This is a genomic window from Halorubrum miltondacostae, assembly GCF_041379815.1.
Lineage (GTDB): Archaea > Halobacteriota > Halobacteria > Halobacteriales > Haloferacaceae > Halorubrum > Halorubrum miltondacostae.
The window spans coordinates 669,403-695,294 of record NZ_JBEDNY010000002.1 but is presented as its reverse complement, the minus strand read 5'-3'; the positions used below and the strand labels follow the sequence as shown (position 1 = coordinate 695,294).

General features: G+C 71.3%; 27 protein-coding genes, 1 tRNA gene and 1 pseudogene. 15 read left to right on the top strand and 14 right to left on the bottom strand.

Annotation, left to right across the window (positions count from 1 at the left end):
- Positions 1–60: 60 nt before the first annotated feature.
- The 5 genes from ABNG04_RS08845 to ABNG04_RS08825 form a co-directional block, all read right to left on the bottom strand.
- Positions 61–927, bottom strand: a complete 867-nt coding sequence (locus tag ABNG04_RS08845) for an ABC transporter ATP-binding protein (RefSeq protein WP_371161854.1) — start codon at positions 925–927, stop codon at positions 61–63.
- Positions 928–2,145 carry a FecCD family ABC transporter permease gene (locus tag ABNG04_RS08840; RefSeq protein ID WP_371161852.1) on the bottom strand — a complete coding sequence of 406 codons (1,218 nt, stop codon included), beginning with the start codon at positions 2,143–2,145 and terminating at the stop codon, positions 928–930.
- A complete protein-coding gene (locus tag ABNG04_RS08835; protein ID WP_371161850.1) occupies positions 2,142–3,173 on the bottom strand; it encodes an FAD-dependent oxidoreductase in 1,032 nt (343 codons plus the stop codon). Before ABNG04_RS08835 ends, ABNG04_RS08840 begins: the two co-directional genes overlap by 4 nt.
- Entirely contained in the window at positions 3,170–4,426 is a 1,257-nt protein-coding gene (locus ABNG04_RS08830) for an ABC transporter substrate-binding protein (protein ID WP_371161848.1), read from the bottom strand. The genes ABNG04_RS08835 and ABNG04_RS08830 overlap by 4 nt, the downstream gene beginning before the upstream one ends.
- A gap of 218 nt (positions 4,427–4,644) precedes the next feature.
- The gene (locus tag ABNG04_RS08825; RefSeq protein ID WP_371161846.1) at positions 4,645–5,559 is read right to left on the bottom strand and encodes an RIO1 family regulatory kinase/ATPase domain-containing protein; all 915 of its coding nucleotides are present in this window, start codon (positions 5,557–5,559) and stop codon (positions 4,645–4,647) included.
- A gap of 146 nt (positions 5,560–5,705) precedes the next feature.
- Here ABNG04_RS08825 and ABNG04_RS08820 point away from each other — a divergent pair, with 146 nt between their 5' ends.
- The 5 genes from ABNG04_RS08820 (at position 5,706) to ABNG04_RS08800 (ending at position 10,096) form a co-directional block, all read left to right on the top strand.
- Positions 5,706–6,560, top strand: coding sequence for a lipoate--protein ligase family protein (locus ABNG04_RS08820; protein ID WP_371161844.1), 855 nt, complete (start codon positions 5,706–5,708; stop codon positions 6,558–6,560).
- Between the two features lie 69 nt (positions 6,561–6,629).
- Positions 6,630–7,466, top strand: a complete 837-nt coding sequence (locus tag ABNG04_RS08815) for a deoxyribonuclease IV (RefSeq protein WP_371161842.1) — start codon at positions 6,630–6,632, stop codon at positions 7,464–7,466.
- A 67-nt stretch (positions 7,467–7,533) separates the two neighbouring features.
- Positions 7,534–8,022 carry a hypothetical protein gene (locus ABNG04_RS08810; protein WP_371161840.1) on the top strand — a complete coding sequence of 163 codons (489 nt, stop codon included), beginning with the start codon at positions 7,534–7,536 and terminating at the stop codon, positions 8,020–8,022.
- Between the two features lie 57 nt (positions 8,023–8,079).
- Complete coding sequence (locus tag ABNG04_RS08805) at positions 8,080–8,931, top strand: class I SAM-dependent methyltransferase (RefSeq protein ID WP_371161838.1); 852 nt, start codon at positions 8,080–8,082, stop codon at positions 8,929–8,931.
- Positions 8,932–9,007: 76 nt separating this feature from the next.
- The gene (locus ABNG04_RS08800; RefSeq protein ID WP_371161836.1) at positions 9,008–10,096 is read left to right on the top strand and encodes an aminopeptidase; all 1,089 of its coding nucleotides are present in this window, start codon (positions 9,008–9,010) and stop codon (positions 10,094–10,096) included.
- Between the two features lie 52 nt (positions 10,097–10,148).
- On the opposite strand, the gene ABNG04_RS08795 is transcribed toward ABNG04_RS08800, so the two are convergent.
- Genes ABNG04_RS08795 through polX form a run of 3 tightly spaced genes read right to left on the bottom strand, consistent with a single transcriptional unit; the run spans position 10,149 to position 13,165 of the window.
- Positions 10,149–10,793, bottom strand: a complete 645-nt coding sequence (locus ABNG04_RS08795) for a DUF7095 family protein (RefSeq protein ID WP_371161834.1) — start codon at positions 10,791–10,793, stop codon at positions 10,149–10,151.
- Positions 10,794–10,853: 60 nt separating this feature from the next.
- Entirely contained in the window at positions 10,854–11,390 is a 537-nt protein-coding gene (locus ABNG04_RS08790; protein ID WP_371161832.1) for a Mut7-C RNAse domain-containing protein, read from the bottom strand.
- Positions 11,387–13,165: a DNA polymerase/3'-5' exonuclease PolX gene (gene polX / locus ABNG04_RS08785; protein WP_371161831.1), complete on the bottom strand. Its 1,779-nt coding sequence runs from the start codon at positions 13,163–13,165 to the stop codon at positions 11,387–11,389. The genes ABNG04_RS08790 and polX overlap by 4 nt, the downstream gene beginning before the upstream one ends.
- A gap of 105 nt (positions 13,166–13,270) precedes the next feature.
- Here polX and ABNG04_RS08780 point away from each other — a divergent pair, with 105 nt between their 5' ends.
- Positions 13,271–13,690 carry a DUF2237 family protein gene (locus ABNG04_RS08780; protein WP_371161829.1) on the top strand — a complete coding sequence of 140 codons (420 nt, stop codon included), beginning with the start codon at positions 13,271–13,273 and terminating at the stop codon, positions 13,688–13,690.
- 33 nt (positions 13,691–13,723) lie between these two features.
- Here the strand turns inward: ABNG04_RS08780 and ABNG04_RS08775 are convergent, their stop codons facing one another.
- Together ABNG04_RS08775 and ABNG04_RS08770 are read right to left on the bottom strand one after the other, a co-directional pair.
- On the bottom strand, positions 13,724–14,941 hold the full coding sequence (locus tag ABNG04_RS08775) for an MFS transporter (protein ID WP_371161828.1): 1,218 nt from the start codon (positions 14,939–14,941) through the stop codon (positions 13,724–13,726).
- Positions 14,942–15,136: 195 nt separating this feature from the next.
- The gene (locus tag ABNG04_RS08770; protein ID WP_371161826.1) at positions 15,137–16,528 is read right to left on the bottom strand and encodes a signal recognition particle protein Srp54; all 1,392 of its coding nucleotides are present in this window, start codon (positions 16,526–16,528) and stop codon (positions 15,137–15,139) included.
- A gap of 127 nt (positions 16,529–16,655) precedes the next feature.
- Between ABNG04_RS08770 and ABNG04_RS08765 the strand changes: the two genes are divergently transcribed.
- Positions 16,656–17,378 carry a hypothetical protein gene (locus ABNG04_RS08765; RefSeq protein ID WP_371161824.1) on the top strand — a complete coding sequence of 241 codons (723 nt, stop codon included), beginning with the start codon at positions 16,656–16,658 and terminating at the stop codon, positions 17,376–17,378.
- Positions 17,379–17,405: 27 nt separating this feature from the next.
- Here the strand turns inward: ABNG04_RS08765 and ABNG04_RS08760 are convergent, their stop codons facing one another.
- The gene (locus ABNG04_RS08760; protein WP_371161822.1) at positions 17,406–18,299 is read right to left on the bottom strand and encodes a pantoate kinase; all 894 of its coding nucleotides are present in this window, start codon (positions 18,297–18,299) and stop codon (positions 17,406–17,408) included.
- Between the two features lie 117 nt (positions 18,300–18,416).
- Between ABNG04_RS08760 and ABNG04_RS08755 the strand changes: the two genes are divergently transcribed.
- The 4 genes and pseudogenes from ABNG04_RS08755 to ABNG04_RS08740 all read left to right on the top strand — a co-directional run bounded on the left by ABNG04_RS08755 (position 18,417) and on the right by ABNG04_RS08740 (position 21,538).
- Complete coding sequence (locus ABNG04_RS08755) at positions 18,417–18,923, top strand: DUF7575 domain-containing protein (protein WP_371161820.1); 507 nt, start codon at positions 18,417–18,419, stop codon at positions 18,921–18,923.
- A 122-nt stretch (positions 18,924–19,045) separates the two neighbouring features.
- A complete protein-coding gene (locus ABNG04_RS08750; RefSeq protein ID WP_371161819.1) occupies positions 19,046–19,882 on the top strand; it encodes a phosphatase PAP2 family protein in 837 nt (278 codons plus the stop codon).
- Positions 19,883–20,002: 120 nt separating this feature from the next.
- Positions 20,003–20,488 carry a FlaD/FlaE family flagellar protein gene (locus ABNG04_RS08745; protein WP_371161817.1) on the top strand — a complete coding sequence of 162 codons (486 nt, stop codon included), beginning with the start codon at positions 20,003–20,005 and terminating at the stop codon, positions 20,486–20,488.
- Positions 20,485–21,538, top strand: a pseudogene (locus ABNG04_RS08740) (actin-like salactin). Before ABNG04_RS08745 ends, ABNG04_RS08740 begins: the two are co-directional and overlap by 4 nt.
- A 348-nt stretch (positions 21,539–21,886) precedes the next feature.
- Here the strand turns inward: ABNG04_RS08740 and ABNG04_RS08735 are convergent.
- On the bottom strand, positions 21,887–22,375 hold the full coding sequence (locus tag ABNG04_RS08735) for a hypothetical protein (RefSeq protein WP_371161815.1): 489 nt from the start codon (positions 22,373–22,375) through the stop codon (positions 21,887–21,889).
- A gap of 98 nt (positions 22,376–22,473) precedes the next feature.
- Between ABNG04_RS08735 and ABNG04_RS08730 the strand changes: the two genes are divergently transcribed.
- Both ABNG04_RS08730 and ABNG04_RS08725 read left to right on the top strand, forming a co-directional pair.
- Positions 22,474–23,157, top strand: a complete 684-nt coding sequence (locus ABNG04_RS08730) for a hypothetical protein (RefSeq protein WP_371161814.1) — start codon at positions 22,474–22,476, stop codon at positions 23,155–23,157.
- An 82-nt stretch (positions 23,158–23,239) separates the two neighbouring features.
- The gene (locus tag ABNG04_RS08725) at positions 23,240–23,662 is read left to right on the top strand and encodes a low molecular weight phosphatase family protein (protein WP_371161812.1); all 423 of its coding nucleotides are present in this window, start codon (positions 23,240–23,242) and stop codon (positions 23,660–23,662) included.
- A 47-nt stretch (positions 23,663–23,709) separates the two neighbouring features.
- Here the strand turns inward: ABNG04_RS08725 and ABNG04_RS08720 are convergent.
- Both ABNG04_RS08720 and ABNG04_RS08715 read right to left on the bottom strand, forming a co-directional pair.
- Positions 23,710–23,859: transfer RNA gene (locus ABNG04_RS08720), tRNA-Gln, on the bottom strand.
- 69 nt (positions 23,860–23,928) lie between these two features.
- The gene (locus ABNG04_RS08715) at positions 23,929–24,519 is read right to left on the bottom strand and encodes a winged helix-turn-helix transcriptional regulator (protein ID WP_371161810.1); all 591 of its coding nucleotides are present in this window, start codon (positions 24,517–24,519) and stop codon (positions 23,929–23,931) included.
- Between the two features lie 117 nt (positions 24,520–24,636).
- Between ABNG04_RS08715 and ABNG04_RS08710 the strand changes: the two genes are divergently transcribed.
- A complete protein-coding gene (locus tag ABNG04_RS08710; RefSeq protein WP_371161808.1) occupies positions 24,637–24,831 on the top strand; it encodes a heavy-metal-associated domain-containing protein in 195 nt (64 codons plus the stop codon).
- Positions 24,832–24,921: 90 nt separating this feature from the next.
- Positions 24,922–25,827 carry an NAD-dependent epimerase/dehydratase family protein gene (locus ABNG04_RS08705; RefSeq protein WP_371161806.1) on the top strand — a complete coding sequence of 302 codons (906 nt, stop codon included), beginning with the start codon at positions 24,922–24,924 and terminating at the stop codon, positions 25,825–25,827.
- Positions 25,828–25,892: the final 65 nt, after the last annotated feature.

Here is a 25,892-nt window from a genome sequence, read left to right as displayed (position 1 = left end):
CGTTCCGATCTTTAGGCTCGCCTAAAATATTTTGGTGGCGCTCCACCGCGCCGGTCCCGATCACTCCTCGTGGCGCGCGCGGATCGGCGTGACTCGCGGCCCGCGGTCGGTGTCGACCACGTCGGCGTCGACGCGGAACACCTCGGAGAGCAGCTCTTCGGTGACGACCTCTTCCGGCGGCCCGCGCGCCCGGACCTCGCCGTCTTTGAGCGCGACCACGCGGTCGGCGAGCCGGGCGGCCTGCTCGATGTCGTGGAGGACGACGACGACGGTGACGTCGCTCTCCGAACGGAGCGTCTCGATTATCTCCATCACCTCCATCTGGTGGTGGAGATCGAGGAACGTCGTCGGCTCGTCTAAGAGTAGCACGTCGGTGTCCTGCGCCAGCGCCATCGCGATCCACGCCAACTGCTTCTGCCCGCCGCTCAGGCTCCCCACCTCACGGTCGCGCAAGTGGCCGCAGCCCGCCAGATCGATGGCGCGCTCGACAGCGCGGGCGTCCTCGTCGGTCGTCCGCTCGAAGAACCCGCGGTGCGGGTAGCGGCCGTGGTACACCAGGTCCTCGACGGTGATGCTGTCGGGCGACGTGCGCTCCTGTGACAGCAGGCCGAGCCGCTTCGCGAGCGCCTTCGCGTCCATCGAGTGGACGTCGCGGCCGTCGAGTAACACCGAGCCGTCGTCGGGCACCATCTGGTTCGCGAGCCCCTTCAGCAGGGTGCTCTTCCCGGAGCCGTTCGGGCCGACCAGAGCCGTCACCGCCCCCGGCTCGGCCGCGATCGACTCGCCGTCGATCACCGGCTCGGGGGTCGTCGGGTAGCCCAATACGAGGTCCTCTGCGTCGAGGTCGCTCGCGTCCGCCGCACCGCGGGTCTCGGTCTCACTGCTCGATTCACCGGACTCCGTCGCGTTCGCGCGTTCGATCGCCATTCAAATCTCACCCACGTTCTGCCGCCGCCGCATCAGGTACAGGAAGTACGGCCCGCCGACGAGCCCGGTGACGATCCCCACCGGGATCTGCGCGTCAGCGCCGGTGAGGACGCTCATCCCGAGGCGCGCGCCAACGTCGGCGCCGACCATCAGCGCCGGGCCGACGAACAGGCAGCCGACGATCACCCGGTTGTAGTCGCTGCCGACGAGGTTCCGGACCACGTGGGGGACGATGAGCCCCACGAAGCTCACGATCCCCGCCACCGCGATGCTGGCGGCGGCCGCCAGCACGGCGACCCCGGAGAGCGCGAACCGGACCCGCTCGATCGACATCCCCAGCGACTTCGCCGTCTGCTCGCCGAGGAGGAGGAGGTTCAGCTGTCGCGAGCCGACGAGCGACAGGACCACTGTCACGAGGGTCCACGGGAGCGCCATCCGGACCTGCTCCCAGTCGGTCCCGGTCAGCGACCCCGTGGTCCACTGGATCGCCGACTGGACGACGGCGATGTCGTCGGCGAAGAAGAACAGCCCCGTCTGGAGGCTGTTGAACACAGTCCCGACGATGACGCCCGCGAGCACGAGCCGGACGGGGCTCGTCCCGTTCTTCCACGCGATGGCGTAGACGATCAGGAACGCGACGGACCCGCCGAGCGCCGCGATCACCGGGAGGAACGCGGAGAGTCCGCCGAACACGACGAGCGTGAGGAGGATCGTCAGCCCGGCGCCCGAGGAGACGCCGAGGATGAACGGGCTCGCGAGTTCGTTTCGCGTCACCGCCTGGAAGATGGCGCCGGAGACGGCAAGGTTCATTCCGACCACGGCGGCGACGAGCACTCGCGGCAGACGGATGTTCCAGACGACGAGCGTCTCGCGCGAGAGCGCCGGCAGCTCCCCCCGGAACCCCGTGACCGCCCGCATCGGCTCCTCACCGAGGAGGAAGTTGAGGACCCACCGCGGGTCCAGCAGGACGGCGGGGTCGAGCACGGCCCGCCACGCCTGGCCGACCGTCATCGAGTACGCCCCAAAGCTCACCTGGACGAGCCCCGCGACGGCGACCACAGCGAGGCTCACCGCGGCGACCGTCAGCAGTCGCGGGTCGAACAGCCACCCGAGCCGCCCGCTCGCCGATCGCCGTCGGGGAGGCGAGTCGGCGCCGGCGGCGTGACCCTCGTCGCCCGTCACCGACCCGCCGTCGGTCCGCGACCCCCCGCGGCTCATCGATCCCCTCCGTCGGTCGGCGGGTCGCTGCCGCTCGCGTTCGACCTGTTGTTCACGGTCGAAACGTCGCCGGCCGCGTGCGCCGCGATCGTCTCGTCGTCCATCGCGTCGAGCAGCGCGTCCGGGTCGTGGGCGTCGACGATCGCGTCGGGGTTCAGGCGCGCGGCGAGCGCGCGGTGACCGGCTTCGGCGCGAGCCGCCTCGTCGTCCGCACCGACGTACGACGAGCGGGCGTCGTCGACCGCGGCCTCGCGAACGCGCGCGAACCGGTCCGAGTCCGGGTCGACCGGGCCGTCCGCGTGCGCCGCGTCGAACCACTCGACCCATCGGTCGCGGTCGGCCCACTCGTCGTCGAGTTCGGCCTCGCGACGGACCCAGTCGACGCGCTCCGCGGCTTCGGGCCACCACCCGTCGTCGATCCGGGCGTCGGCGACGACCCGCTTGCCGACCCGGGCGCCGCGGCCCGCCGCGGTGATCGCCTGTCGGTCCGCCTCCGAGGGGGAGGCGACGTACAGGCCATCGACGGGGGTCGTCCCGTCGCGGTCGGCGTACCCCCTGTCGAAGTGCTCGTGCGTCTCGTCGCCGTGATCGTGGATCGCGAACATCGCCTCATCGTCGTCGAGCCCGCGGAGGTACTCCCCGTCGTAGCGCGTCGCCGCGACGACCCGACGGGCGGTGGCCGGCTCGCCCTCCTGCGGGGTGACGACGAACAGCGGTTCGTCGGTCTCGGGGCGCCCGTCTGGTCCGCCGTCGTCGCCGCCAGCGCGCTCGACTGACTCGACGAGGTCGTCGACGACGGCACAGCCCGCGCGTTCGGCCTGGGCACGCATGAGGTCCGAGAGCGTGCCGACGTCGATGCCGGCCGGGAAGCCGGGGTAGTTCTCCAGGTGCGCGCAGCGGGCGAGCGACGAGCGGCCGCGGTCGAAGACGGCGACGTCGAGCCCGTCGCGCGCGGCGAACACCGCGGCGGCGCAGCCGGCCGGCCCGCAGCCGACCACGGCGACGTCGCGGTCGGGGGCGTCGCTCACTCCGCCCCTCCGGCGACGATCGAGGCGACCTCGCCGCGGTCGAACAGGCACTCGTCGGCGGGGATATCCGGGTAGTCGTCGCCGTGGTCGTAGCCCGGCCACTCGCCGAAGCGCTCGGGGAACAGCTGCTTCGCGGTCATCTCCAGCTGGAACAGGTTCATGATCGGCCCCTGGACCGGGTCGCCGGAGGGGTAGAGGCGGTCGTTCGCTATCGCGGAGAGCTCGCCGGCGACCGGATGCGCCGCCAGCTCCTCTCGGACCGCGCCGACGTCGTAGTAGGAGGCGATCCCGTACTGGTGGAGGATCACGTCGGGGTCGACCTCCAGCAGCTGTTCGTGGTCGTAGGCGGTCTCGTAGGTGACCGCCTCCGCGGCGAACGCGTCCGGGACGCCGAACGGGCGCACGTGCGCGTTCGCGAACCCCGGCACGTCGGTCCGCGAGGGGTAGTAGGTTCCGTCCATGTAGATGAGCGCCGCGACGGTCGGTCGCTCCTCGGCCGGCGGGAGGTCGCTCCGGATCGTCTCGACCAGGTCCTCGCGGACCGCGTCGAGGGCCGCGAAGCGCTCCCGCTCCCGGAACGCGGCCGCGACGCGCTCGCCGATCTCCGGGAGGGTGTAGTACTCGTACCGGTCGCGGTACGCCTCGGGCGGTTGCGAGTGCCGGCGGCTGTAGATGTTCCCGAACCAGGGCGCAATCCCGTCGCGGACCTCGTCGACGTCGGCCTCGCTCCAGCCGTCGAAGGACGCGAACAGGGAGGGGTCCGCGAGGTGGAGGTCGGAGTCGAGCTCGTAGAGGAGCTCGCGGTCGACGGAGATGCCGCCGCCCGTGCCGGCGTTGAGCTGCGTGAGCCCCTCGCGGTCGAAGGAGACGCCGTCGAGGTCCGCGTAGTAGGCGTCGAGCGTGTTCCCGCCCGCCTCCGCGTCGAAGCCGAGCGAATTGACCGCGTCGCCGTGACCGAGCGCCACCGCGAGGTCGGCGTACAGCAGGCTGTACACCATGACGTCCTCGGGCACCGTGTCGAACTCGACCTCGCCCGCCGGAGCCATCGCGGCCGTGTACGAGCTGTCGGTCGACGAGTCGGTGCCGGAGCGCTCCGGCGGCGAGTCGCCGACGTCTCCCCCTCCCGAGCCGGATTCGCTCGGTGAGGCTTCCCGCCCGCTACACCCGGCGAGCAGTCCCGCGCCGGCGACGGCCCCGCAGTACTTGACGGTCTCGCGCCGCGTGCCGGCGAGTCGGTCCGCGTCTGAGTCCATACGGTTTAGGCCACCCTAAAGGATTAAGTCGGTTTCGAATCTTAGGCCCACCTAATCTTTTCTCGCGGTCGCGGCGCGTGCGCTCGGAACGTCTTCAACGCCGGTGCCACCCGACTCACGCCGGGTTACGCCTGAAGAGACGAGATCACGCGGGTCGGTGAGAACGTGAGTGGCGGTTAACCGACCCGCGATCAGAATTTCGTATTGCGCTATGCGATTTATTCGGCGCCGAACGCCCGAACGCTCTCGAACGAGTCGTTGGCGATAGCGGCGGCGATCCCTTCGATATCGGCGTCTCGGGGCACTTCGTGCGGGTACTTGCGGCCGAAGTAGCGGACGAGGTTCTCGACGTCGCGCTCAAGGAACTCTCGGGCGTTTTCGTGGTCAACGGGCACCGCCTGCGGCCAGTCGAAGATGGTGACGCCGCTCTCGGCGACCGCGACGTTGTGCTCGGAGGCGTCGGCGTGGATCCAGCCGAGCCCGTGGGCGGTCGCGAGTTCGCGGAGGATCAGGTCGAGGACGCCGACCGCCTGCTCGGGGTCAAGCTTCGCGCGCGAGAGCTCGACGCCCGCGAACTTCTCCATCACGATGGCGTGGCGGTTGTGATCGACCGGCCGCGGGACGGAGACGTCCGGGTACATCGCCTCCATCGCCTCGTACTCCCGCTCGGCCGCCTTGCGCGCCGTGTACAGCCACGAGACGTGATCTCGGTCGGCGGTGTACTCGCGCTCGCGCTTCACCTCGCGGAAGTTGGTGTACCCCTCGCGGTGGTACTTCAGCGCGAGCGGTCGGAACGACTGGGCCTCGTACACGTCGCCCTCCTTGCCGAGCCCGAGCGGCGACCCCACGCCGTCGATCGTCTCGCGTTCCGAGAACGTCCGGAGCGCCAAGGCGTCGTACCCCCCGAAGGTGAGCTGGTACCCCTCGTACTGGATCGTCTTCCGCTCGATCAGCTCGCGGTCGAGGCAGCGGTCGATCCGGTAGTCGACCTCCTCGCGCGTCAGGTCGGCGTAGTCCGGGAGCTTGTCGCGGCGGACCCACTCCGAGAAGCGCATCCCCTGCTCGACGCCCGAGAGGAGGTAGAAGTCCTCGGGGTCGAGCTCCGCCATGTCGCCGGCGACGTTTCGCACCATACACGCCCCTACTCCGGCGATTCCTAAAAGGGGCGCGCGTTCGGCGTCGGCGCCGATATAGCGTATGCCGCGATAGCAAATCTCGATTTGGCCGACCGCGGGGACCGAACGCAACCGCTTTCGGAGCGGCGGGCGATGGGGCGGACATGAGCGCGCCCGCCGTCGACTGGCGGCTGATCCGCGAGGAGGCCCGCCCCGGACCGGAGCAGATGGCGTTAGACGAGGTCGCCGCCGAGACCGCCGCGGCCGGGGGTCCGGCTACGCTCCGGACCTACCGTTGGGACCCGAGCTGTCTCACGCTCGGCCGTCATCAAGAGCCGGCGAGCGTCGACTGGGCGTTCTGCGAGCGCGAGGAGGTCGAGGTGTCGCGCCGACAGACCGGCGGCGGCGGCATCTACCACGACCGGGAGGGGGATGTCGCCTACTCGATCGCGGTCCCTGCGGAGACGGTCCCGGGCGAACTGCTCGACTGTTACCACCTGCTGTGCGAGCCAATCCTCGACGCGTTCGACCGGCTCGGGATCGACGCGGACTACGTCGACGAGCCGATGCCGGAGCTCCACCGGCCTGCCTGCTACCTCCGCGAGCTCCACCCCGCACACGACGTGGTCGCACCGGGACCGGGCGACCGGACCGGCCCGCGGAAGATCGCCGGCAACGCGCAGTACCGCAAGCGCGATGCGGTGATCCAGCACGGCTCGCTGACGTTCTCTGTCGACGCGGCGCGACATCTCGGGGTCTTCGCCGACACGCCGGTGACGGCCGAGGAGTTCCGCGAGCGCGTCGTCGGGATGGACGACCTCGTCGGCGTCGACCGCGCGGACGCGGTGGCGACCGTCGAGGCGGCGCTCGCCGACTGGGCGGGCGCGACGCCCGGAGCGACCGTCGACGCGGACGGCTCGTGGACCGACGCGGAGCTGGAGCGGGCCGAGGAGCTCGTCGCGGAGAAGTACCGGAACGAGGAGTGGATCCGGACCCGGCCCGGGAGCGGCGGCGCGTAGGGACGAGGACGGCGTCGGCGGTTCACCCGGTTCCGAAGAGGCTTTTCCGACCGCCCCCGTGTAACCGGTATGAGTCTCAAGGTCGGCGCGCACGTCTCCATCGCCGGCGGCGTGGACAACGCCGTGGCGAACCAAGTCGAGGTCGGCGGCAACTGCGGACAGATCTTCACCCACTCGCCGCAGGTGTGGCAGGACCCGGGCATCGGCGACGAGGAGGCCGAGCGGTTCCGGGAGGGCACCGAGCGCGACTTGGAGGGGCCGTGGGTGATCCACACCTCCTACCTCGTGAACCTCTGTACACCGAAGGAGGGGCTCCGTGAGAAGTCGCTCGACTCGATGCAAAAGGAGGTCGACGCGGCCGACAAGCTGGGGATCCCGTACGTGAACGTCCACCTCGGCGCGCACACGGGGGCGGGGGTCGAGGGCGGCCTCGACAACGCCGCGTCGGTGATCGACGACGTCGACGTCCCCGACGGCGTCACGATCCTAATCGAGAGCGACGCGGGCGCGGGGACGAAGCTCGGCGGCGAGTTCGAGCACCTCGCGGGGATCATCGACCGCACCAACACCGACATCGACGTCTGCGTCGACACCGCGCACGCGTTCGCGGCGGGGTACGACCTCTCGACGCCCGAGGCGGTCGACCAGACGGTCGGCGAGTTCGACGACGTGGTCGGCCTCGAACACCTGGAGTACGTCCACCTCAACGACTCGAAACACGAGTGCGGCACCAACAAGGACGAGCACGCCCACATCGGCGAGGGCCACATCGGCGAGGCGGGGATGGAGCGGTTCCTCAATCACCCCGACCTCGCGGACGTCCCGCTGGCGCTGGAGACGCCGACCGAGGACGGGAAGAGCTTCGCGTGGAACATCGAGCGCGTGCGCGAGCTCCGCCGCGACTGAGGCGTCGTCCGGACCGGCGACGTCCGTCCGACGCGGTTTTAAGTAATCCCGCGGGCGATCCGCGGACATGTCCACCACGAGAGCGCTGCTCGTCGGCCGCCACCGCGGTCGCGCGGTCGGCTTGGTGGTCGCGTTCGCCGCCGTCGTGGCGCTCGCGCTCGTCGCCGCGTTCGTCGCCGAGTCGGTCGGCGCCACGGCGGCGACCGCGCTGACCGACCGGCTCCTCCCGCTGCTGGTGTTCTACGCGCCCGGGCCGCTGGCCGCCGCCGGGGCGTACGCCCGCTGCGGGGGACCGGCCTGCCTGACCGTCGGCGCCGTGCCGGCGGTCGTCTTCGGTGGATTCGTCCTCGTCGGGACGCTCGTCGGCGTCCCCGGCGTCAACGGCAGCGACCCGGGGCTCGGCGACGTGGCGATGAGCTTCGCCGCGATCGGCGTGACCAGCGCGTTCGTCGGCTACTGCGCCGGCGTGACCGCCGTTCTCGCCGTCGACGTGCTGGGATTCGGCGGTGGCGGAACCAAGATGGAGGGTGACGAAGGGAGCCCCGACGAGGAGTGAGAGGCGGGCCGCGGTCGATCTCCGGACGTTTATTTTCGCCCACGCCGAATCGAGGGCGTGCGACGCTTCTCCGCCGAGTACCTCGAACACACCCGCCGTGGGATGTGGGAAGACGACCGCGACGCGCTCGCCGACCTGAACCTGCCGAACCGCGAGCGCGTCCTCGACGTCGGCTGCGGCACCGGGGAGCTGACCCGCGTGTTGGCCGCGGAGACAGGGACGACGGGGAGTGCCGGCGGAACGACGGAGACGGACGCGTCGGTGATCGGCGTCGACGCGGACCGCGAACTTCTGACTGTCGCCCGCGAGGAGAGCGACGCGGGAATCGGTTACGCGGCCGGCGACGCGACCCGACTGCCGGTGGCGGCCGACGCGGTCGACCTCGCCGTCTGTCAGGCGCTGCTGATCAACCTCCCCGAGCCGACCGCCGCGGTCCGGGAGCTCGCCCGCGTCTCCGACGACCTGGTCGCCGCGATCGAGCCGGACAATGCCGACGTGCGGGTGGCCTCGACCGTCGCCGCCGAGGAGCGGCTGGAGCGCGAGGCCCGCGAGGCGTACGTCGACGGGGTGGAGACGGACGTGGCGCTCGGCGGCCGGGTCCGCGAGGCGTTCGACGCGGCGGGGCTTGTCGACGTGCGCACCCGGCGGTACATCCACGAGAAGCGCACCGAGCCGCCGTACGCCGAGGCCGCGCTGCGGTCGGCGGCGCGGAAGGCCTCCGGGGCGGGGCTGGCCGACCACCGCGACGAGCTGGTGGCCGCGACCTCAGAGGACGCGTACGACGACCTCCGCGGGCGCTGGCGCGAGATGGGTCGGGACGTCGTCGACGCCATCGGCGCGGGCGAGTACGAGCGCGTAGAGTACGTCCCCTTCGACGTGACCGTGGGACGGGTGGCGCGCGGCGACTGACGCGGCGGCGTTCCAGTTTCACTTCCGTCCCGGGCGCGTGGCTCACGATTTTCTTCCGAGTGACCCATCGGACGGTATGGACGACAGGACCCTCCGCCACGCCCGCGTGCTCGTCGACCACTGTACCGACGTCGCCCCCGAGGACGACGTGGAGATCCGCGCGCCGACCGCCGCCGAGGACCTCGTCGTGGCGTTGTATGAGGCGCTCGGCCGCCGCGGTGCGCGCGCGACGACCGTGTGGCGCAATCCGCGCGCGACCCGGGCGTACGCCCGCGAGATGTACCCAGACGACTACCGCCCGAAAGAGCACCGCGTCGCCGCGCTCGTCGAGACGGACGTCGTGATTCTAATAAAGGGCGCGCGTAACGCCGCCGAGACGAGCGACGTGAACGCCGACGCGAGGCGGGCGGCGAGCCGCGCGAAGGAGCCGCTGCTCCGGGAACGGCTCGACACCCGGTGGGTGATCACGCAGCACCCGACGCCGGCGGACGCGCAGCGCGCCGACCTGAGCACGGCCGCGTGGCGCTCGCTCGTGTACGACGCCGTCGACCGCGACTGGGCCGCGATGCGGGAGCGACAGGCGCGGGTCGCCGACCGGCTTGCGGCCGCCGACGAGGTCCGGCTCGTCGCCGGCGACGACACCGACCTCCGGTTCGACGTGGCGGGGATGGACGCGTACAACGACGCCGGCCGGGAGAACATGCCGGGCGGCGAGGTCGCGACCGTGCCGGCGGTCGACGGCGTCGAGGGAGAGGTCCGGTTCGATCACCCGCTGCGGCGCGGCGGGCGAGAGGCCGCGGGGATCCGCCTCTCGTTCGCGGAGGGCCGGGTCGTCGACTGGGCGGCCGAGCGCGGCGCGGACGTGCTCGACTCCCTGCTCGAGACGGACGAGGGAGCCAGCCGCGTCGGCGAGCTCGGGATCGGCACCAACGAGGGGGTCGACCGCGTCACCGGGAACGTCCTGTTCGACGAGAAGGCGGCGGGCACGGTCCACGTCGCGCTCGGCGACGCCCTCTCGGAGTGCGTCCCCGACGACCGGACCGGGAACGAGAGCGCGGTCCACGCCGACCTGATCCGCGATGCGAGCGCCGACGCGCGGATCGCGTTCGACGGGGAGACGGTCTACCGGGACGGGGAGTTCCTGATCAGAGAAGAGAGCGACTGATCGAAGCGAAGGCGACCGAGCGACACGTCGACGAGATCGCGACGGGGCGGCGTCAGACCATGTCGCCGCGGACGGACGCGCCTTCCTGCTCGGCGCGCCGCCGCTTCAGCACGTCCGCGGCCTCGTTCGCAGCGCTCTCGTCTGCTCCCAGCATCCCGAGCGCGGCGGGCAGCGTCGGCATCGCGAGGTCGGCCGCCCGGAGCCGCTCGAACGCCTCCTCGTCGCGGGTGCCGTCCACCCACAGGCAGACCCCGCGGGGGTCGAGCACTTCCTCGTAGGCCTCCCGGGCGAGAGCCCCCTTCAGGCGCTGGCGAACGTTGTCCTCGAAGCCCGAGTTACACACCTCCAAGTGGATCGGCTCGTCGTCGGCGACGAGTTCGGCGGCGAGGCACTTCTCCGGGGCCGCGTACCCGTTGTCGCTCGTCCGCACGCGGTCCGGGTGCGCTGTCGCCCACTCGGCGTCGACCGTCGTACCTACGCCCTGGATCCCGTACTCGGCCGCGAAGTCGGCTGCCGCGTCGGCGTCGCCGCCCATGATCACGTCCTTCGTGAGGTAGACGTCGAGCCGGTCGACCGGGTCCAGCCCGAGCGCGACGTCGCCGAACGCCCACACCTCGCGGACGGGCACCGGCATCGGCTCGCTCGCGACGCGATCGACGAGCGACTCCAGGCGGTCGACGGCCCGTTCGCGTTCCATTGGCGACGAGTACGCGGCGGGCGGGCAAACCGGTTACGCTCGGTCGGGTCGCCGCGGGGATCAGATCCCGTCGAGCCGCGCCGCCACGTCGTCCCAGTGGCCCCCCTTCCAGAACCACTGGCCGCACTCCGTACAGCGCCACCCCTGGCGCCCCGTCCCGACGTCGTCGGGGACGTACTCCGGCCGGTCGGCGGGCGAGGCGTCGACTTCGGGGGAAGCGCTGCGCTCGACGGGGCCGTTACACGAGCCGCAGCGCGTCGGCTCGTCGGCGAGTTCGACTGGATACCCGGCGGCGGCGAACTCGCGGAGCTGGTCGACCACGTCGCGCTCGGTGAGGAGGACGGCGTCTATCGCGGGGTCGCCGCGGGGCGCGCTGTCGGCGAGGTCGCGGTCGCGGGTGAGGAGGACGCGGTCCTCGGCGGCCGCGACCTCGCGGAGCCGGTCGTCGGCCTCGATACCGCGGTCGAGCGCGTAGGCGGCGTCGTAACCGCAGATCCGGAGGTAGGTCGCGAGTTTGCCGCACATCACGTCGAGTAGGACCGGCGGGCGATCGCCGGCCGACGACTCCGCGGCGTCGCGTTCGTCGTCCCCGGTCACAGGAGGAACGAGCGGAGCCCATTGAGCGAGCGCGCGTTGAGCACGTCGGCGGCCCGCGCCCAGCCGCGGCGCGCGGTGTGGATCCCGTACCGGGCGTTGTCGAGCTCGCGGGGCGCGTGCGCGTCGGTGTCGACGGCGATCGTCGCGCCCGCCTCGATCGCGGCCCGGACGAACTCCCCGTCGGCGTCGAGCCGCGCTGGGTTCGCGTTCACCTCGATCGCCGTGCCGGCCGCGGCGGCCGCCTCGGCGACCGCCTCGACATCCGGGTCGAGCCCCGGTCGCTCGTTGATGAGGCGACCGGTCGGGTGGCCGAGGACGTCGACGTGCGGATGCTCGACCGCTCGGACCAGCCGCTCGGTCGCCGCCTCGCCGTCCTGTCCGAGCGCCGCGTGCGGGGACGCGACGACCAGATCGAGGGCGGCGAGCGTCTCGTCGTCCGTCGAGAGGTCGCCGTCGGCGTCGATGTTGGCCTCGATCCCGTGGAGGATCGGGATGTCCGCTTCGTCGGCCGCCTCGGCGATCGCCGCGGCCTGCTCCTCGATGGCCGCCTCGTCGAGGCCGACCCCGCCGACCATCCCCGGTCCGGTCGCGTGGTCGGTGACGACGTGGTAGTCGTAGCCGCGCTCCGCGGCCGCGGCGGCCATCTCGGCGATCGAGAAGCCGCCGTCGGACCAGTCGGTGTGGGTGTGGAGGTCGCCGCGGAGATCGCCCGAGTCGACGAGCGGCGGGAGTTCCCCCTCGGCGGCGGCCGCGACCTCGCCGCGGTCCTCGCGCAGTTCGGGCGGGACCGGGGCCATGTCGAGCGCGCGGTAGACCGCGTCCTCGCTCTCGCCCGCGACGCGCTCGCCGACGCGGGTGGCGTCCGCCGCTTCTCCGTCCGCGGCGGCGTCGGCGGACTCCTCGTCGAGGTCGCTCACGTCGAAGAGCCCGTACTCGTTCAGCTTGAGCCCGCGGTCGATCGCCCGGTTACGGACAGCGACGTTGTGCGCCCGCGACCCGGTGAAGTACTGGAGCGCGGCGCCGAACTCGTCGGGGTCGACGATCCGGAGGTCGACGCGCGTGCCGTCGGCGCGCACGCTCGCCTTCCCGGTCCCCGCCTCGATGGTCGCGTCCGCGGCGGGCCAGTCGGTGAACGCCTCGACGATCGGCTCGCGCGCCTCGCTGGCAACGAGTAGGTCGACGTCGCCGATCGTCGCCTTCCACCGGCGGATCGACCCGCACACCTCGACTGACTCGACCGCGTCGCGGTCGGCGAGGTACGCGAGCGCGTCGTCCGCGAGCGGGCGGGCGTCGCCGAGGCGGGTCCGCTCGCGGGACTCGCGCGCGAACGGGATGTTGTCCAAGATGTTCTCCTGCGTCTTGGCCCCGAACCCGGACACCGTCTGGATCTCGCCCGCCTCCGCGGCGGCCTCCAGCTCGTCTAAGTCGGTGACCCCGAGCGCGTCGTACAGCGAGCCGACCGTCTTCGGGCCGACCCCCTCGACCGCGGTCAGCCCGGCCATGTCGACCGGGAGCTCCTCGCGGAGCTCGGACAGCTCCCCCATCGCGCCGGTCTCGACGTACTCGACGATCTTCGCGGCGATGGCGTCGCCCACACGGTCGATTTCGGCGACCGCGTCCTCGCCCTCGGCCGCGAGCCCCTCGATCGGCGCGGGGTGGTCGCGGACGTTCTCGGCCGCCCGTCGGTAGGCGGTCGGCTTGTACTCGACGCCCGTCGCCTCGAGGAGGTCGGCGAACTCCTCTAACCGCGTCGCGACCTCGTCGTTCCGGCTCATCGGGGACAGTTCGGCGGCGTCCCACTTATACCGCGGGGCGAACGCCTCCGGAGGACCGCGGCGGGCTGCCGGCCGTTTATTCCCTCGGGGACCGTACCGAGGGCCATGTCGACGGACGACGCGAACGGCGACCGCGACGAGCGAAACGTCCTCGGCGGCGAGTTGGCCGCCTGCGGCCACGAGCCGACCACCGGCTACCTCCGCGACGGCCGCTGCCGCGACGTCGACGGGGACGCCGGCGATCACACGCTCTGTGCGGTCGTCACGGCCGAGTTCCTTCGGTACAGCCGCGACCGCGGCAACGACCTGATCACGCCGCGCCCGCGGTTCGACTTCCCCGGGCTGACGCCGGGCGACCGCTGGTGCCTCTGCGTCGGTCGGTGGCTGGAGGCCGCGGAGGCGGGCGTCGCTCCGCCGGTCGTCCTCGAGGCCACGAACGAGTCGGTGCTGCGGTCCGTCGACGCCGACCGTCTCCGCGACCACGAGTTCGACCCGGCGGCGTTCGAGCCCGAGCCCCTGGACTGAGCGCCGCGGGCGGGGGCGCGAACGGACGCGCTCTCACTCGGTCAGCCAGAGCCCGGCGGCCCCGACCGCCGCGACCCCCATCGAGCCGGCGAGCAGGGCGAACGCCGGCCGAAACCCGACCGCGTCGGCGATGACGCCGACGGCGGCGGGCGCGAGCGCGCCGCCGCCCATGAGGAGGGTCCGGACGACGCCGAGCCCGCCGCCGGCGAGCCTGTCGGGGAGGGCCTCGACGAGGTACGCGCCGCGGACCGGGCGGAACCCGTGCGAACCGAGGCCCAGCGCGACGACGAGGGCGCCGAGGGGAATCGCGCCGGCCCCGGCGAGCGCGACGAGACCCGCGAGGGCCGCCGTCGCGAGGCCCAGCGCGGCGACCATCACCGGGAAGCGGCCGAGCCGGTCGGAGAGGTCGCCGGAGACGAGTTGGACGAACGTGACCGCGAACAGCGCGGAGTACAGCAGGCTCGCGGTCGTCGCGGGGAGCGCGGCCGCCTCCGAGAGGTACAGGGGGAGGAACGCGACCGTCCCGTTGTACGCGAACGAGAAGGCCACCGTCACCAGCACGAACGCCGCGAACCGCGGCCGTCGGAACAGCCGGAGGTACGCCGCCGCGCCGGGTCCCCCGTCCTCGTCGGTCGCGCCGGTCGCCGCGGCCGACCCGGAGAGCCGCGCTGCGGTGGCGACTGCGAGCGCGACGGCGAGGGCCCCGGTGAGCAGGAACGGCGCCCGCCAGTCCGCGCCGGGGAGCAGCGCGAGGACCGTCGCGAGCGCGGGCGGGGCCGAGAGGACCGCGGCGACGACCGCGGGCGCGGCGACCCCGCCCATCGCCCCGAGCGTGTCGTGCGCGCCGAGCATCCGGCCGGTGCGGGCGGGGTAGACGCGGGCGATCAGCCGCACCGAGACCGTCTTGTGGACCCCGGTGCCCGCGCCGATGACGACCATGACGGCGACCAGCGCGGCGAAGGGGGCGTCGAAGACGACCGCGAGCGAACCGGCGCCGGCGACGAGCGCGCCGGCGACGATCACGCGGACCGGGCCGACGCGGTCGGCGACCGCGCCGCTCGGGAACTGTAACAGCGCGTACACCATCATGAAGCCGGTGAACGCGGTCCCGACGGTGGCGTTGCTCACGCCGTACGCGCCCTGGATCGACTCGAATAGCGGGGGAAAGAGGTACCGCACGAACTTCCCGAGGAACCAGACGAGCGAGACGAGGAGCAGGGCGTCGTACTCGCCGATTCGACGGGAAGGCATCGGGCGTCCTTGCTCGGTCGGCGATATAAAAGGCCTGAAGCGCCGACCGCCGGGCCGCCGAGGAGGGCGTATCCGAGGTTCTCGGTCACCGCGTCGGACACGTTCACCCCGGGGTCGTCTCGGCCGCGGCAGAAGTGTTTTCTCGTCGCTCGACCGGGCGAGGTGGGCTCTCGCCGAGCCCTTTCGCAGCGTCGCTCAGAACGGGCCCTTACCGCCGCCCATCATGTCGCCGAGGCCGCCGCCCTCACCGCCCATCTTCTTCATCATGCGCTGCATGTCGCCGTCGCCCATCCCCTGGAACTGGCTGATCGTCTGCTCCATCATCGAATGCTGTTCGAGCAGCTGCTGGACCGTCTCCTCGTCGGTGCCGGAGCCGCGGGCGATCCGCCGCGTGCGCGACTGGCCGACGACGCGCGGGTTCTCGAGCTCCTCCTCGGTCATCGAGTCCATGATGCGCTCGAAGCGGCGCATCCGGTCTTGGGTGACGTCCATCGCGTCGTCCGGGAGCTCGTCCATCATCCCGCCGCCGAGCCCGGGGATCATATCCATCACCTGGTCGAGCGGCCCCATCTTGTTCATCGCGTCCATCTGCCGTTTCATGTCCTTCAGGGTGAACTCGCCCTGGAGCATGTCCTCGGGGTCCCAGTCCTCGTCCTCCTCCTGGGTCTCCTGCATCGCGCGCTCGACGCGCTCGGAGAGCTGCTTCAGGTCGCCCATCCCGAGCAGCCGGGAGATGAACCCGGACGGCTCGAACCGCTCGATGTCCTGGACCGTCTCGCCGGTCCCGAGGAAGGCGATAGAGGAGTCGGTCTCGTTGACCGCGGTCAGCGCGCCCCCGCCCTTCGCGGTCCCGTCGAGCTTGGTGATGACGACGCCCTCGATGCCGATCGACTCCTCGAACTGGCGGGCCTGGTCCTTCGCGCCCTGGCCGATCGCCGCGTCCAAGACGAGCAGCGAGCGGTCGGGGTCGACGACGCTTTCGATCTCTTCGATCTCCGCGATGAGGTCGTCTTCGAGCGCGTGTCGGCCGGCCGTGTCCACGATGTGGACGTCGGCGTCGGCCGTCTCTTCGAGACCGGTGCGCGCGATGTCGACGGGGTCGTCGTTGTCGGGGTTGCCGTAGAAGTCGACCTCGGCGCGCTCGCACATCTGCTTCGCCTGGTCGTACGCGCCGGGGCGGAAGGTGTCGGTCTGGACGACCGCGGGGCGGAGCCCCTTCTTCGAGAACCACCACGCCATCTTCGCCGCGGAGGTCGTCTTCCCCGACCCCTGGAGGCCGGCGAGGAGGATCGTCTGGTTCTCGAGGGGGAGCTGGGTCGAGTCGCCGACCAGCTCGACCATCTCCTCGTAGACGATCTTGAGGACGTGGTCCTTCGCCGTGGTGCCGCCCGGCGGCTCCTCTTCGAGGGCGCGGGACTTGATCGAGTCCGACAGCTCCATCACGAGGGAGACGTCGACGTCGGCGGACAGCAGGGAGCGCTGGATCTCCTTGACGATCTCCTCGACGTCGCTCTCGGAGAGTCGGGACTTCCCCTGGAGCTTGTCGAGACTGCTCCGCAGGGACGTGCCGAGGTCGTCGAGTACCATTTGCCGGAGCTAGGCGGGCGACGCGGTAAAGCTTTGTTCGTCGGCGGGCGCGGCTCGGACGGACGGTCTCCGAAGTCACGGGCGGTCGATTTACACGCACAGCCCGCGAGGATCGTCGCAGCGAGCGATGGACCTCGATCGCCTCCGATACTACACGCGCTGGCACGGCTTTGCGAACGACCGTCGGTACCGGGCACCGGCTGACCCGTGGGAATCGATATTGATCGACCCGACCGAGTTGGCATACCACAATCAGACCCTTCGACTCGACCGCGGGATCGGCCGGGTCGAGGGCGGTGACTGGGACGTCGAGGGACGGGAGCCACTCCGCGAAACAGCGGTGTATCGGTCGATCCGACAGCGGTACGTGGACAGCGACGCGTGGGAGGAGACGCCCCTGTACCGCCGCGCGGAGGAGCGGTTCGAGGCAGGTGAGCGGGTCCGCGGATACGAGAGCCTCGACGAGTACCGTCGGGTCCGCTGCGCGTACCTCGACGACCTGATCCGGTCGATCGAGGAGGAGGGATACCGGCCAAACGCCGAGGCACAACACGAGCCGGCGTCGGCCAAGAACGAGTTCGAGACGGCGTACGTCCATAACCTCGAACCGGTCGTCGCGATCGGGTGCGACGGCGAGGTCCAGCTCTGCGAGGGGTTCCACCGGGCGGCGATCGCGTCGGTGCTGGGGCTCGACCGAATTCCGGTGAACGTCCTCTGCCGGCACGAGGAGTGGCAAGCGGTTCGAGACCGAGCCGCTGCCGGTGGTTCTCCGACTCAGGGTCGCAGCATGTCCGTCGACCGTCGCGACCATCCGGACATACGGGGGCTTCTGTCGGACGCCGACAGGTAGACCCGGCACTCCGGATCGCGGTCGCTCTCAGTCGTCGACGAGCCGGGCGCCCGCGGCGTCCACCCGGCAGACCTCCGGGTCGTAGCCCGCGTCGGAGAGGCCGGTGTCGAGCGCGAAGACCGTGCGGCCCAGCATCGCCATCGCGGCCTCGCCGCCGGCGGACTCGACCGCGGAGACCGCCTCGGCGACCTCGGGGACGAGGAGGTCCGCCTCGCGGGCGAACGTCCGGGCCACGTCCATCAGCGTCGGGAGCCGCGGGTCCACACGGAGGCGGTCGAGGGCGTCCTCGCCGGCAGCAGAGAGGGTCTCCGTGTCGCCGCCGAGGACGCGCTCCGTCGACAGCTCGCCGAAGGTCACGTACTCGACGCGCGCGGCCGCCGGCACGCCGTCGAGCTCGCCGACGCCCGGCGCCCCGGGTTCGAGCCGGATCGGGACCCCGCCCCGCGCCTGCGCGACAACGTCGCCGAGGCCGGTCCCGCGACCGACCTCCGCGGCGTGGGCGATCCGGACGAGCTCGTTCTCGGAGCGCCCGCGGTCGAACGCGTCGTTCGCGGCGAGCGCGGTCCCGAGGGCCGCCGCCCCGGAGACGCCGAAACCGGCGCCAATTGGGAGGTCGGTCTCGACCGCGACGTCGGCAGCGACGCCAAGTTCGGCGAGCGCGTCGTCGACGGCGCCGATCGACCCGGGCTCGCCGTCGATGGTCGTCTCCCCGGCGCCGGCGCCCGTCGCCGCGTCGGTCGTCCCGGCGTCGCCCGTCAGCGACTCCCCGTCGGTCGCCGCCGACACCCGGACGGTCACGCCGTCGGTGAGCGTCACGCCCGCGCCGCGCGACCCGGCGACCGCCGGGTCGTCGTCGGGGTGCGCGCTGAAGAGGGCGGTGACGTGGCCCGGGACGAACGCGGTCGCCCGCTGGCTGCTCATGTGGCCGCCGACGAGCGGCCCGCGATTAACGGTTGTTATCCGGGCCGGAGCGGCCGCGGTCGGCGCGGCGACGCCGACACCGCAGGCATAAGTACCGGCCGGGCGAACTCGGGCCGTATGCGAAACCAGTTGCGCCCCGTCCTCGCCGCCGTGCTCGCGTTGGTCTTCCCGGGGCTCGGGCACCTCACGCTGCGGCGGTGGGGCCGGGCGCTGCTGTGGCACCTCACCGTCGTCGGCGGGGGCGTCGCGCTGTTCGCGCTGTACGACGTCGAGCCGGTCGACCCCCTCGCCGACCCCGCGGCGGTGTCGGCCGCGGTCCCGAACGACGTGGCGCTGCCGATCGTGCTGTTGACCGTGCTGTCGGCGGTCGACGCGTACCTCGTCGGGCGGGCGGACGCCGCGGAGCGCGAGCGGGTTGACGCCGCCGCGGAGGCGATGCGGCGGCGGACCGCGAGCGCAGACGGCGATGACGGACCGGGGACCGGCCCGGCCCCGGCGGCCGCGGTGGGCGAGGCGGGCGAGAGCCCGGATGTGACCTGTCCCAGCTGTGGCCGGGAGACCGACGCCGACCTCGACTTCTGCCACTGGTGTACCGAGCCGCTCCCGTGGGCCAAGTCGGACTGAGTCGACGGGGCGGTGCGGAGCGCGGCGGTCTTCGGGGACGCAGAACAACCCACCGCTACCGAGGGACTAATACCGGTCCAGTCCTAGCTTTATATTGACGGATGACTGGTGAAATGTAGTCGATGATTGAGCAACTTCCGGTTGAGTTCCTCCGACTCCTCGGCGTTGTCCTCACCGCCGTGGTTGCCGCGTTCGCCACGCTGCTACCGGTGTGTGTCGGCCACGATCGAGTCCGGAGCGTCCTCGCGGACCGCGAACTGCTCCGCGAGCGCGCACAAAGAATCGCGCCGTACGTCGGCGGACTCGCGCTCGTGCTCGCCGTCAACAAGGGCCTGCTTCGACGGCTGGAAGCGTTCTCGTTCGAGTACGGCTACCGCGCGACGATAGCCATCTACGCTGTGGAGGGCGACCTCGTGGCCGCGATACAGGACGCGATCCCGCGGGCCGCGGTGTACTACTTCGGACCAATATACGTCGTCGGCTACGTCGTGTTGCTCTCGTTCCCGCTCGTGGCGTACGCATTTGCCCGGAATCTGCGACCGCTGAAGCGACTGGTCGCGGCGTACGCGGTCAACTACGCGTTCGCGATCGCCTGCTACGCCGGGGTCGTTGCGTACGGTCCGCGCAGCTACCACGACGTGCCCGGTGCCGACCAGAGCGCCGCGAACGTCGAGCCGCTCCTTCTCGACTGGTTCCGCGGCGTGACGCGGCTGACAGCGCGAGTGAACGTCGAGACGAACGTCTTCCCCTCGCTTCACACCGCGCTGTCGGTGACGGTGCTGCTCGCGGCTGTCTTTACCCACAAGGAGTTCCCGCGGTGGACGCCCGTGGCCGCGTTCCTCGCGGCGAGCATCGTCGTCGCGACCGTGTTCCTCGGGATCCACTGGGTGACAGACGTCGTCGCCGGCGGCCTGCTGGCCGCGGGCAGCGTCGCGGTCGCGGACCGGATCGTCGGCTGAACGGTCTCGGCGGCTCGGAGCGAGCGCCCCGGTAGTTTCTCACCGGTGATAACTGAGGGCGAACTATGATATGACCCCGCCGCGAGTGTCAGGACACGGACGCGAACGACGGACGGAACCATGAGTCTGAATCCACGACGATACGACGTACGAGAGCTGCGCCGGATCGCGGACGCCACGCGAGACGGTGCGGACGGAGCGCCTCGGGAGCGGGCGCTCCGGCAGCCGAACCGGAACCGGGCCGAGCAGGCGGCGCGCTCGGCCGCGTTCACGGAACTGCTCCAGCGTCAGCGTGGTGCGCGGCACAACGGCGAGGACCCCACGGATCGGCCGTATCTGACGGCGATCCCCGCCTCGCCCGCGGCGGAACGCGAGATCGGCGAGTGGCTCGGCTACCTCGTCGACGTCGGCGGCCACGTGCGGAGCCGGGACGCGCTGTCCTACTACGGCGAGGTCGACTGGGTCGGCGACGACGCAATCGCGGCGCTGACGCGCCGCCTCAAGGGGTTCGACACCCCGACGCGCGACCGGCCGTACACTCCCGCGGACCACCGGATCAGCCTCGTCTCCATCGTCCGGATCGCTTCGTGTGCGAGTGACCAATGAGCGACGACGAATCCACGGACATCAACGAATCGGACGAATCGGCAGCGGTCGGCGTGAAACTGGGCAGCACTCGAACGGTGCTCGACATCCCCGACGGACGGGGGGGTCGCGAGCGCCACTCGGTGCTGACCTGCCTGGCAACCTACGAGGACGCCATCACGGGCGATGAGAAGGTGCTGTTCGGCGAGGAGGCTTGCGGTCGAGTACCCCGACCGCGTGCGCTTCATGCTGCGCTCGGGACTCCCCGAGGACGACGACAGCGTCGCGGACGCGGAGCGCTTCTTCGAGGCAGTCGTCGACGCGCACGACGTGCCCGAGGACAGCGCGGTCGTCTACGCCGTCCCGACCATCGACAACGAGGCGGGCGTCGAGAACCTCAAGTCGGTGATCGAGGGCTCGTCGATCGGCGAGGTCGAGACGCGGAGCTACCCCGAGTCGCTGTGCGGGGCGATCCCCGCCTACGGCGACGGGCTCGACGCGATCGACGAGGTGTTCGTCTCGGTGAACCTCGGCTCGACGACGATGGAGGCGTGCGCCTACCGGCGCGGCGAGCAGCTCTCGCCGTTCTCGACCGGCTCAGTGACGGGCAACGAGGTCGACCGCCGGATCGTCGCCGCCGTCGAGGAGGAGACCCAGGGCCGGGTCCACATTGACCGGACGACGGCCCGGGAGTACAAAGAGCAGCACGGCGACGTGTACGACTTCGAGCCGTTCACCGACGTGGTCCAGCAGCCGGGCGGCGGTAGCCACGAGTTCACCGTCGACCGCGGCGTCCAGGAGCCGATCGACCGGTACATCGACGAGGCGGTCGACGTCGTCGCCAACGAGTTCCTCCCCGAGCTCGCGAACGACCACATGAAGCCCTACCAGCTGGCGCTCGGGCGCCCCATCGCCGCCACCGGCGGCATGGCGTGTATCCCCGGGCTCGTCGAGGAGTTCGAGGAGCGCCTCTGCGAGGAGCTCGACCGCGAGGTCGAGATTGTCTCGCCCGAGGAGCCCGCGGTCGCGGCCGCGGACGGCGCGGCGCGGATCGCGGCGCGACTGGTCTGAGCGGCGAGCGAGTCACGTTCTCGGTTTTTTCGGAATCCCCACAGCGGCGCGTCACGCGAGGCCGAGTATAATCGATGGCGCGTGCCAGCGAGCGGCCCCGAGCCTCGCGAGGAGCACGCGCGAGGTCGTCGGGCTACGCCCGACTGCCAGAGAATCTTCGATTCTCGCTGGAGTCGCGAACGGTGCAAGGTGCGAGCGAAGCGGGCACCTCGATCGCGAGCGGTGAAACCGCGAGCAGTGAGCGACGAGGCTGGGGAGGTATGAGGTGCTGTACGGTCGCGACCGAATGGGATTCGAAGGGACAGCTGGGGTTTTGTGGTCGTTCGCGCCCGATCCGCGGTCGGATACTTACACGTCGAAGAGGCGCTCGGCGTCCTCGGCCTGCCGGCGGTAGATGCCGCGTCCCTTCAGCCGCGGCACCTCGTGTCGGTGGAGCCGCTCCGCTGCGGTGTCATACACGAGCGGGAACACGTTCGTCCGGCGCTTCGCGACCGTGAAGCCGGCCATCGCGTCGAGCAGCGAGGCGTCGGGGTCGGGGGCCGCGAACGTCACGTACCCGATCGGGGTCGGGGACGCGCCGCCGTCGGCGCGCCCGGGCTCGGCGTCGACGCTGCCGGCGAGGACGTCGCGGAACGCCGCCGCGGTGTCGCGGAGCGCCGCCGCGTCGTACCCCTCGGCGTCGACGAGCGTCGCCAGCGCCACGACCGCGCCGATCGACTCGTCCGTCTGCCGGGCTACCCACAGGTGCTCGAACTCGTCTGTCCGCTCGTCGACCGCCTCGAAGCCGTGTGCGCGCCGGTTCGCGGCGACCGCCTCGCGGTACTGGCTGATGTCCATACCCCGTCCACGACGCGCATGGTAAAAAATGACATACATGATCGGGGCGTGGCGCACCCCGGCAACAAGGCTATGTCGTCGCCGGTACTGTCGGACCTATGATCGCGACGCGGCGAGGCTATCTCCGAGGGATGGGCGGTGTGGGCGGGCTGCTCGCGCTCGCCGGCTGTACGTCGACCGATCCCGACGAGAGCGGCGACGGTTCCGACGGGGACGACGAGAGCGACGATAGTTACGGGGACGACGGACTCCCGGGATCCGACGACGACGGCGACACCGACGCGGGCGGAACGCGGCCCGAAGGGACCGGCGGCCCGGGAGTCTCGATCGTCGCCACCGACGACACGACGGAGTTCCCGGTCCAACCGGCGGTCGAGATCGTGCGGGAGGCCGCGACGAGCGACTACCCGCCGCGGCTCCGCACGACGCTGACGAACGAGGGCGACGAGCGGGTCCGGATCGGCGAGGGCCGCGCGGCCCACTTCAAGCACGTCGCCGACGAGAGCGGGGCGCTCCGGCTCCTGCCGGGCGACGGCGAGTACCCGGCGGAGCCGGACTGCTGGCGGCTCACCGACGCCGTCGTCGTCACGGAGGAGTACCGGACGTTCGCGCTCGACCCCGGCGCGTCGAGCGAGCGCCTCGTGGACCTGTACGCGACCGTTGGCGGGGACGCCTGCCTCCCGGTTGGCGAGCACCGATTCGAGACGACGATATCGCTCGTGTCCGCCGACGCCGAACCGGAGTCGTCGACGGAGTGGGGCTTCGCCGTCGTGCTGGAGTGACGCCGAATCACCCGGTGGCGGGTACGGACGGCTATATAGCCCTCTTAGGAACCGTTAATGAGACGCGGCGAGGCCTCCACGTATGAGCGACGATGTCGTGAGGTTCGGGTTCGTCTGCGTCCAGAACGCCGGTCGCAGCCAGATGTCGGCGGCGTTCGCCGAGCGCGAGCGCCGCGAGCGCGGCCTCGACGACCGAGTGGAGATCGTCACCGGCGGGACGCAGCCGGCCAACGAGGTCCACCCCGAGGTCGTCGAGGTCATGCGAGAGGTCGACATCGACATCGCCGACCGCGTTCCCCGGGAGGTCTCGACCGCCGAACTCGACGTCTGCGACGTCGTTGCCACGATGGGGTGTTCGACGCTCACGCTCGCGGGCGGCGTCGAGGGGTGCGACTGGGCGCTCGACGACCCCAACGGGCAAGACGTCGAACGCGTCCGCGATATCCGCGACGAGATCGAGGGTCGCGTGATCGACCTCTTCGACGAGTTCTTCGCGGAAGGGTAGTCGACCCGAGAGGGAGACGCCGCTGGCTGGGTCGTTTACGGCAAGAATAGTCCCGGGCGGATTCGAACCGCCGTCAATGGCTGACTTCGGGCATCCGACCGAGCTCTTGGCGAGAGCGACAATCTGCCGCTTCGAAGGCGTGTTGCGGTCGAATTCCCTCCAAAGGCCATTATGATTGGCCACTACACCACGGGACTACATATTCGGTTAACCGACGGGCACTCAAGTAGGTTACTCTCCGCGACGAGGGCGGCCCCGTCCCCCGGCTACGCGCCCTCCTCGATCCGGTCGAACCGCTCCTCGAAGTTCTCCCGACAGGAGTCGCAACAGAAGTGGTACAGCGTCCCGTCGATCCGGGCCGACTCCCCCTCGGCGGTGACGGTGTTGCCGCACTCGACGCACTCGACCGCGAGGTCCGCGTCGCCGACCGCGGGCGACCACTCGTGGGCGTCGAGCGGCCGCACCGACAGGTCGCGCACGGCGTCCAACCCGACCGCGTCGGCGACGAGGTCGCGGGCGGTCCCCGCCTCGACGCGCGCGACGACCGTCACCTCGCCGTCGGCGGTGAGGAACGCGTGCTCGACGCGCTCGTGGCCCGCGACCGCCCCGTGGACGCGCTCGGCCTCCGCGGGCGCGACGGCGAGCGTCACGAGGACCCGCAGTCCGTCGGAGAGGGCGTCGCCGTCGATCCGGAGCGTGAAGCCCTGAATGACGCCGAGCTCGCGGAGGCGGTCGACCCGGTCCGACACGGCGGGCGCGGACAGGTCCACGCGCTCGGCGATGTCGCTGTACGGCCGTCTGGCGTCGGCCAGCAGCAGCCTGATGATCTCTCGGTCCGTCTCGTCAAGGGTGCGCATGGCCGGGCGTTCGACCGACGCGGGCAAAAGCCGTCCGGGAGGTCTGGCGATCGCGGAAAGCGGTCGTCCGCGCGGGGGACGGAAAGGCAGTTGTGTCGGCGGCGTCAACGAACGCGCATGACGACGATAGACGTTGACGGCATGTCGTGTACGGGCTGTGAGGACAACGTGACCGACGCGCTCGGCGAGCTGCCGGGCGTCGAGTCCGCGAGCGCGGACCACAAGGCGGGCACCGCGACCGTCGAGGGCGACGTGGACGTGGACGCGGTCGTGGCCGCCATCGAGGACGCCGGCTACGAGGCGTCTGCGTAGGAGGCCGACCGGAGACCCGATGCGCGGGGCGAGTCGCCCCCGCAGACCCCGAATCGCCGACTTTTTTCGCCCGAGCGCGCTCGGCGGGACATGGACACCGTACTCGTCACCGGGAGCGCCGGCGGCGTCGGGGCGTGGACCGTCGACGCGCTCGCCGACGCGGGTCACGAGGTGGTCGCAGTCGACCGCGAAGCGCCGCCGAGCGACGAGCGTCGCGCCGACGTCGACTACAAAGGTGCGGACCTCACCGACTACAGCGAGACGCACCAAGTCGTCAACGCGGCCGCCCCCGACGCGGTCGTCCACCTCGCCGCGATCCCGCACCCGGAGGACCACGCCGGCTCGCGGGTGTTCGCGAACAACGTCGAGAGCGCGTACAACGTCTTCGACGCCGCCGGGGCCGCGGGCGCGCGCGTCGTCTGGGCGTCGAGCGAGAGCCTCTACGGCACGGTCTTCGCAGACGAGGACTGGCTCCCCGAGCGGCTCCCGATCGACGAGGCGACGGCGACAGAGCCCGAGGACCCGTACGCTCTCTCGAAGGTCGTCGGCGAGGAGGTCGCCGCCGCGGCCGCCCGTCGGCACGGCGTCGCCGCCGTCTCGCTGCGCCTCTCGTGGGTCACTTACCCGGGCGACGAGCGACGCCGCGAGGCGCGCGAGACCTTCGACCCCGCGACGGCCGCCCCGAGCGGCAACTGCTGGTCGTACGTCGACGTGCGTGACGCGGTCGCCGCGGTCGAGGCCGCGATCGACCCCGAGACCGCGATCGAGGGCCACGAAGCGGTGTTGATCGTCGCCGCGGAGAACTTCCTCGGTCGGGACACCGCGGCGACGATAGCGGCGGTCCGCGGCGAACTTCCCGCCGAGTGCGACCTCGACGGCGACGAGTCGGTGTTCGACTGCTCGAAGGCGAAGCGTCTACTGGGGTGGGAGCCGGCCCACTCGTGGCGAGACAGTAGCACAACTGACGGTGACACACCGCCGTCGTCCGGACACTGAGACCGGCCGTTTTGAGCTAAGCCACTCAATCGGTATGGGTCGCACTGACACGTATGTTTATATAT

Bases quoted from the DNA above. Each gene is read 5' to 3' on its own strand.
- ABNG04_RS08715 (WP_371161810.1), bottom strand. From the start codon at position 24,519: ATGCGCACCCTTGACGAGACGGACCGAGAGATCATCAGGCTGCTGCTG.
- ABNG04_RS08745 (WP_371161817.1), top strand. From the start codon at position 20,003: ATGAGTCTGAATCCACGACGATACGACGTACGAGAGCTGCGCCGGATC.
- ABNG04_RS08780 (WP_371161829.1), top strand. From the start codon at position 13,271: ATGTCGACGGACGACGCGAACGGCGACCGCGACGAGCGAAACGTCCTC.
- ABNG04_RS08770 (WP_371161826.1), bottom strand. From the start codon at position 16,528: ATGGTACTCGACGACCTCGGCACGTCCCTGCGGAGCAGTCTCGACAAG.
- ABNG04_RS08750 (WP_371161819.1), top strand. From the start codon at position 19,046: ATGATTGAGCAACTTCCGGTTGAGTTCCTCCGACTCCTCGGCGTTGTC.
- ABNG04_RS08725 (WP_371161812.1), top strand. From the start codon at position 23,240: ATGAGCGACGATGTCGTGAGGTTCGGGTTCGTCTGCGTCCAGAACGCC.
- ABNG04_RS08775 (WP_371161828.1), bottom strand. From the start codon at position 14,941: ATGCCTTCCCGTCGAATCGGCGAGTACGACGCCCTGCTCCTCGTCTCG.
- ABNG04_RS08840 (WP_371161852.1), bottom strand. From the start codon at position 2,145: ATGAGCCGCGGGGGGTCGCGGACCGACGGCGGGTCGGTGACGGGCGAC.
- ABNG04_RS08765 (WP_371161824.1), top strand. From the start codon at position 16,656: ATGGACCTCGATCGCCTCCGATACTACACGCGCTGGCACGGCTTTGCG.
- ABNG04_RS08755 (WP_371161820.1), top strand. From the start codon at position 18,417: ATGCGAAACCAGTTGCGCCCCGTCCTCGCCGCCGTGCTCGCGTTGGTC.
- ABNG04_RS08820 (WP_371161844.1), top strand. From the start codon at position 5,706: ATGAGCGCGCCCGCCGTCGACTGGCGGCTGATCCGCGAGGAGGCCCGC.
- polX (WP_371161831.1), bottom strand. From the start codon at position 13,165: ATGAGCCGGAACGACGAGGTCGCGACGCGGTTAGAGGAGTTCGCCGAC.
- ABNG04_RS08760 (WP_371161822.1), bottom strand. From the start codon at position 18,299: ATGAGCAGCCAGCGGGCGACCGCGTTCGTCCCGGGCCACGTCACCGCC.
- ABNG04_RS08730 (WP_371161814.1), top strand. From the start codon at position 22,474: ATGATCGCGACGCGGCGAGGCTATCTCCGAGGGATGGGCGGTGTGGGC.
- ABNG04_RS08800 (WP_371161836.1), top strand. From the start codon at position 9,008: ATGGACGACAGGACCCTCCGCCACGCCCGCGTGCTCGTCGACCACTGT.
- ABNG04_RS08705 (WP_371161806.1), top strand. From the start codon at position 24,922: ATGGACACCGTACTCGTCACCGGGAGCGCCGGCGGCGTCGGGGCGTGG.
- ABNG04_RS08795 (WP_371161834.1), bottom strand. From the start codon at position 10,793: ATGGAACGCGAACGGGCCGTCGACCGCCTGGAGTCGCTCGTCGATCGC.
- ABNG04_RS08710 (WP_371161808.1), top strand. From the start codon at position 24,637: ATGACGACGATAGACGTTGACGGCATGTCGTGTACGGGCTGTGAGGAC.
- ABNG04_RS08845 (WP_371161854.1), bottom strand. From the start codon at position 927: ATGGCGATCGAACGCGCGAACGCGACGGAGTCCGGTGAATCGAGCAGT.
- ABNG04_RS08735 (WP_371161815.1), bottom strand. From the start codon at position 22,375: ATGGACATCAGCCAGTACCGCGAGGCGGTCGCCGCGAACCGGCGCGCA.
- ABNG04_RS08810 (WP_371161840.1), top strand. From the start codon at position 7,534: ATGTCCACCACGAGAGCGCTGCTCGTCGGCCGCCACCGCGGTCGCGCG.
- ABNG04_RS08830 (WP_371161848.1), bottom strand. From the start codon at position 4,426: ATGGACTCAGACGCGGACCGACTCGCCGGCACGCGGCGCGAGACCGTC.
- ABNG04_RS08815 (WP_371161842.1), top strand. From the start codon at position 6,630: ATGAGTCTCAAGGTCGGCGCGCACGTCTCCATCGCCGGCGGCGTGGAC.
- ABNG04_RS08825 (WP_371161846.1), bottom strand. From the start codon at position 5,559: ATGGTGCGAAACGTCGCCGGCGACATGGCGGAGCTCGACCCCGAGGAC.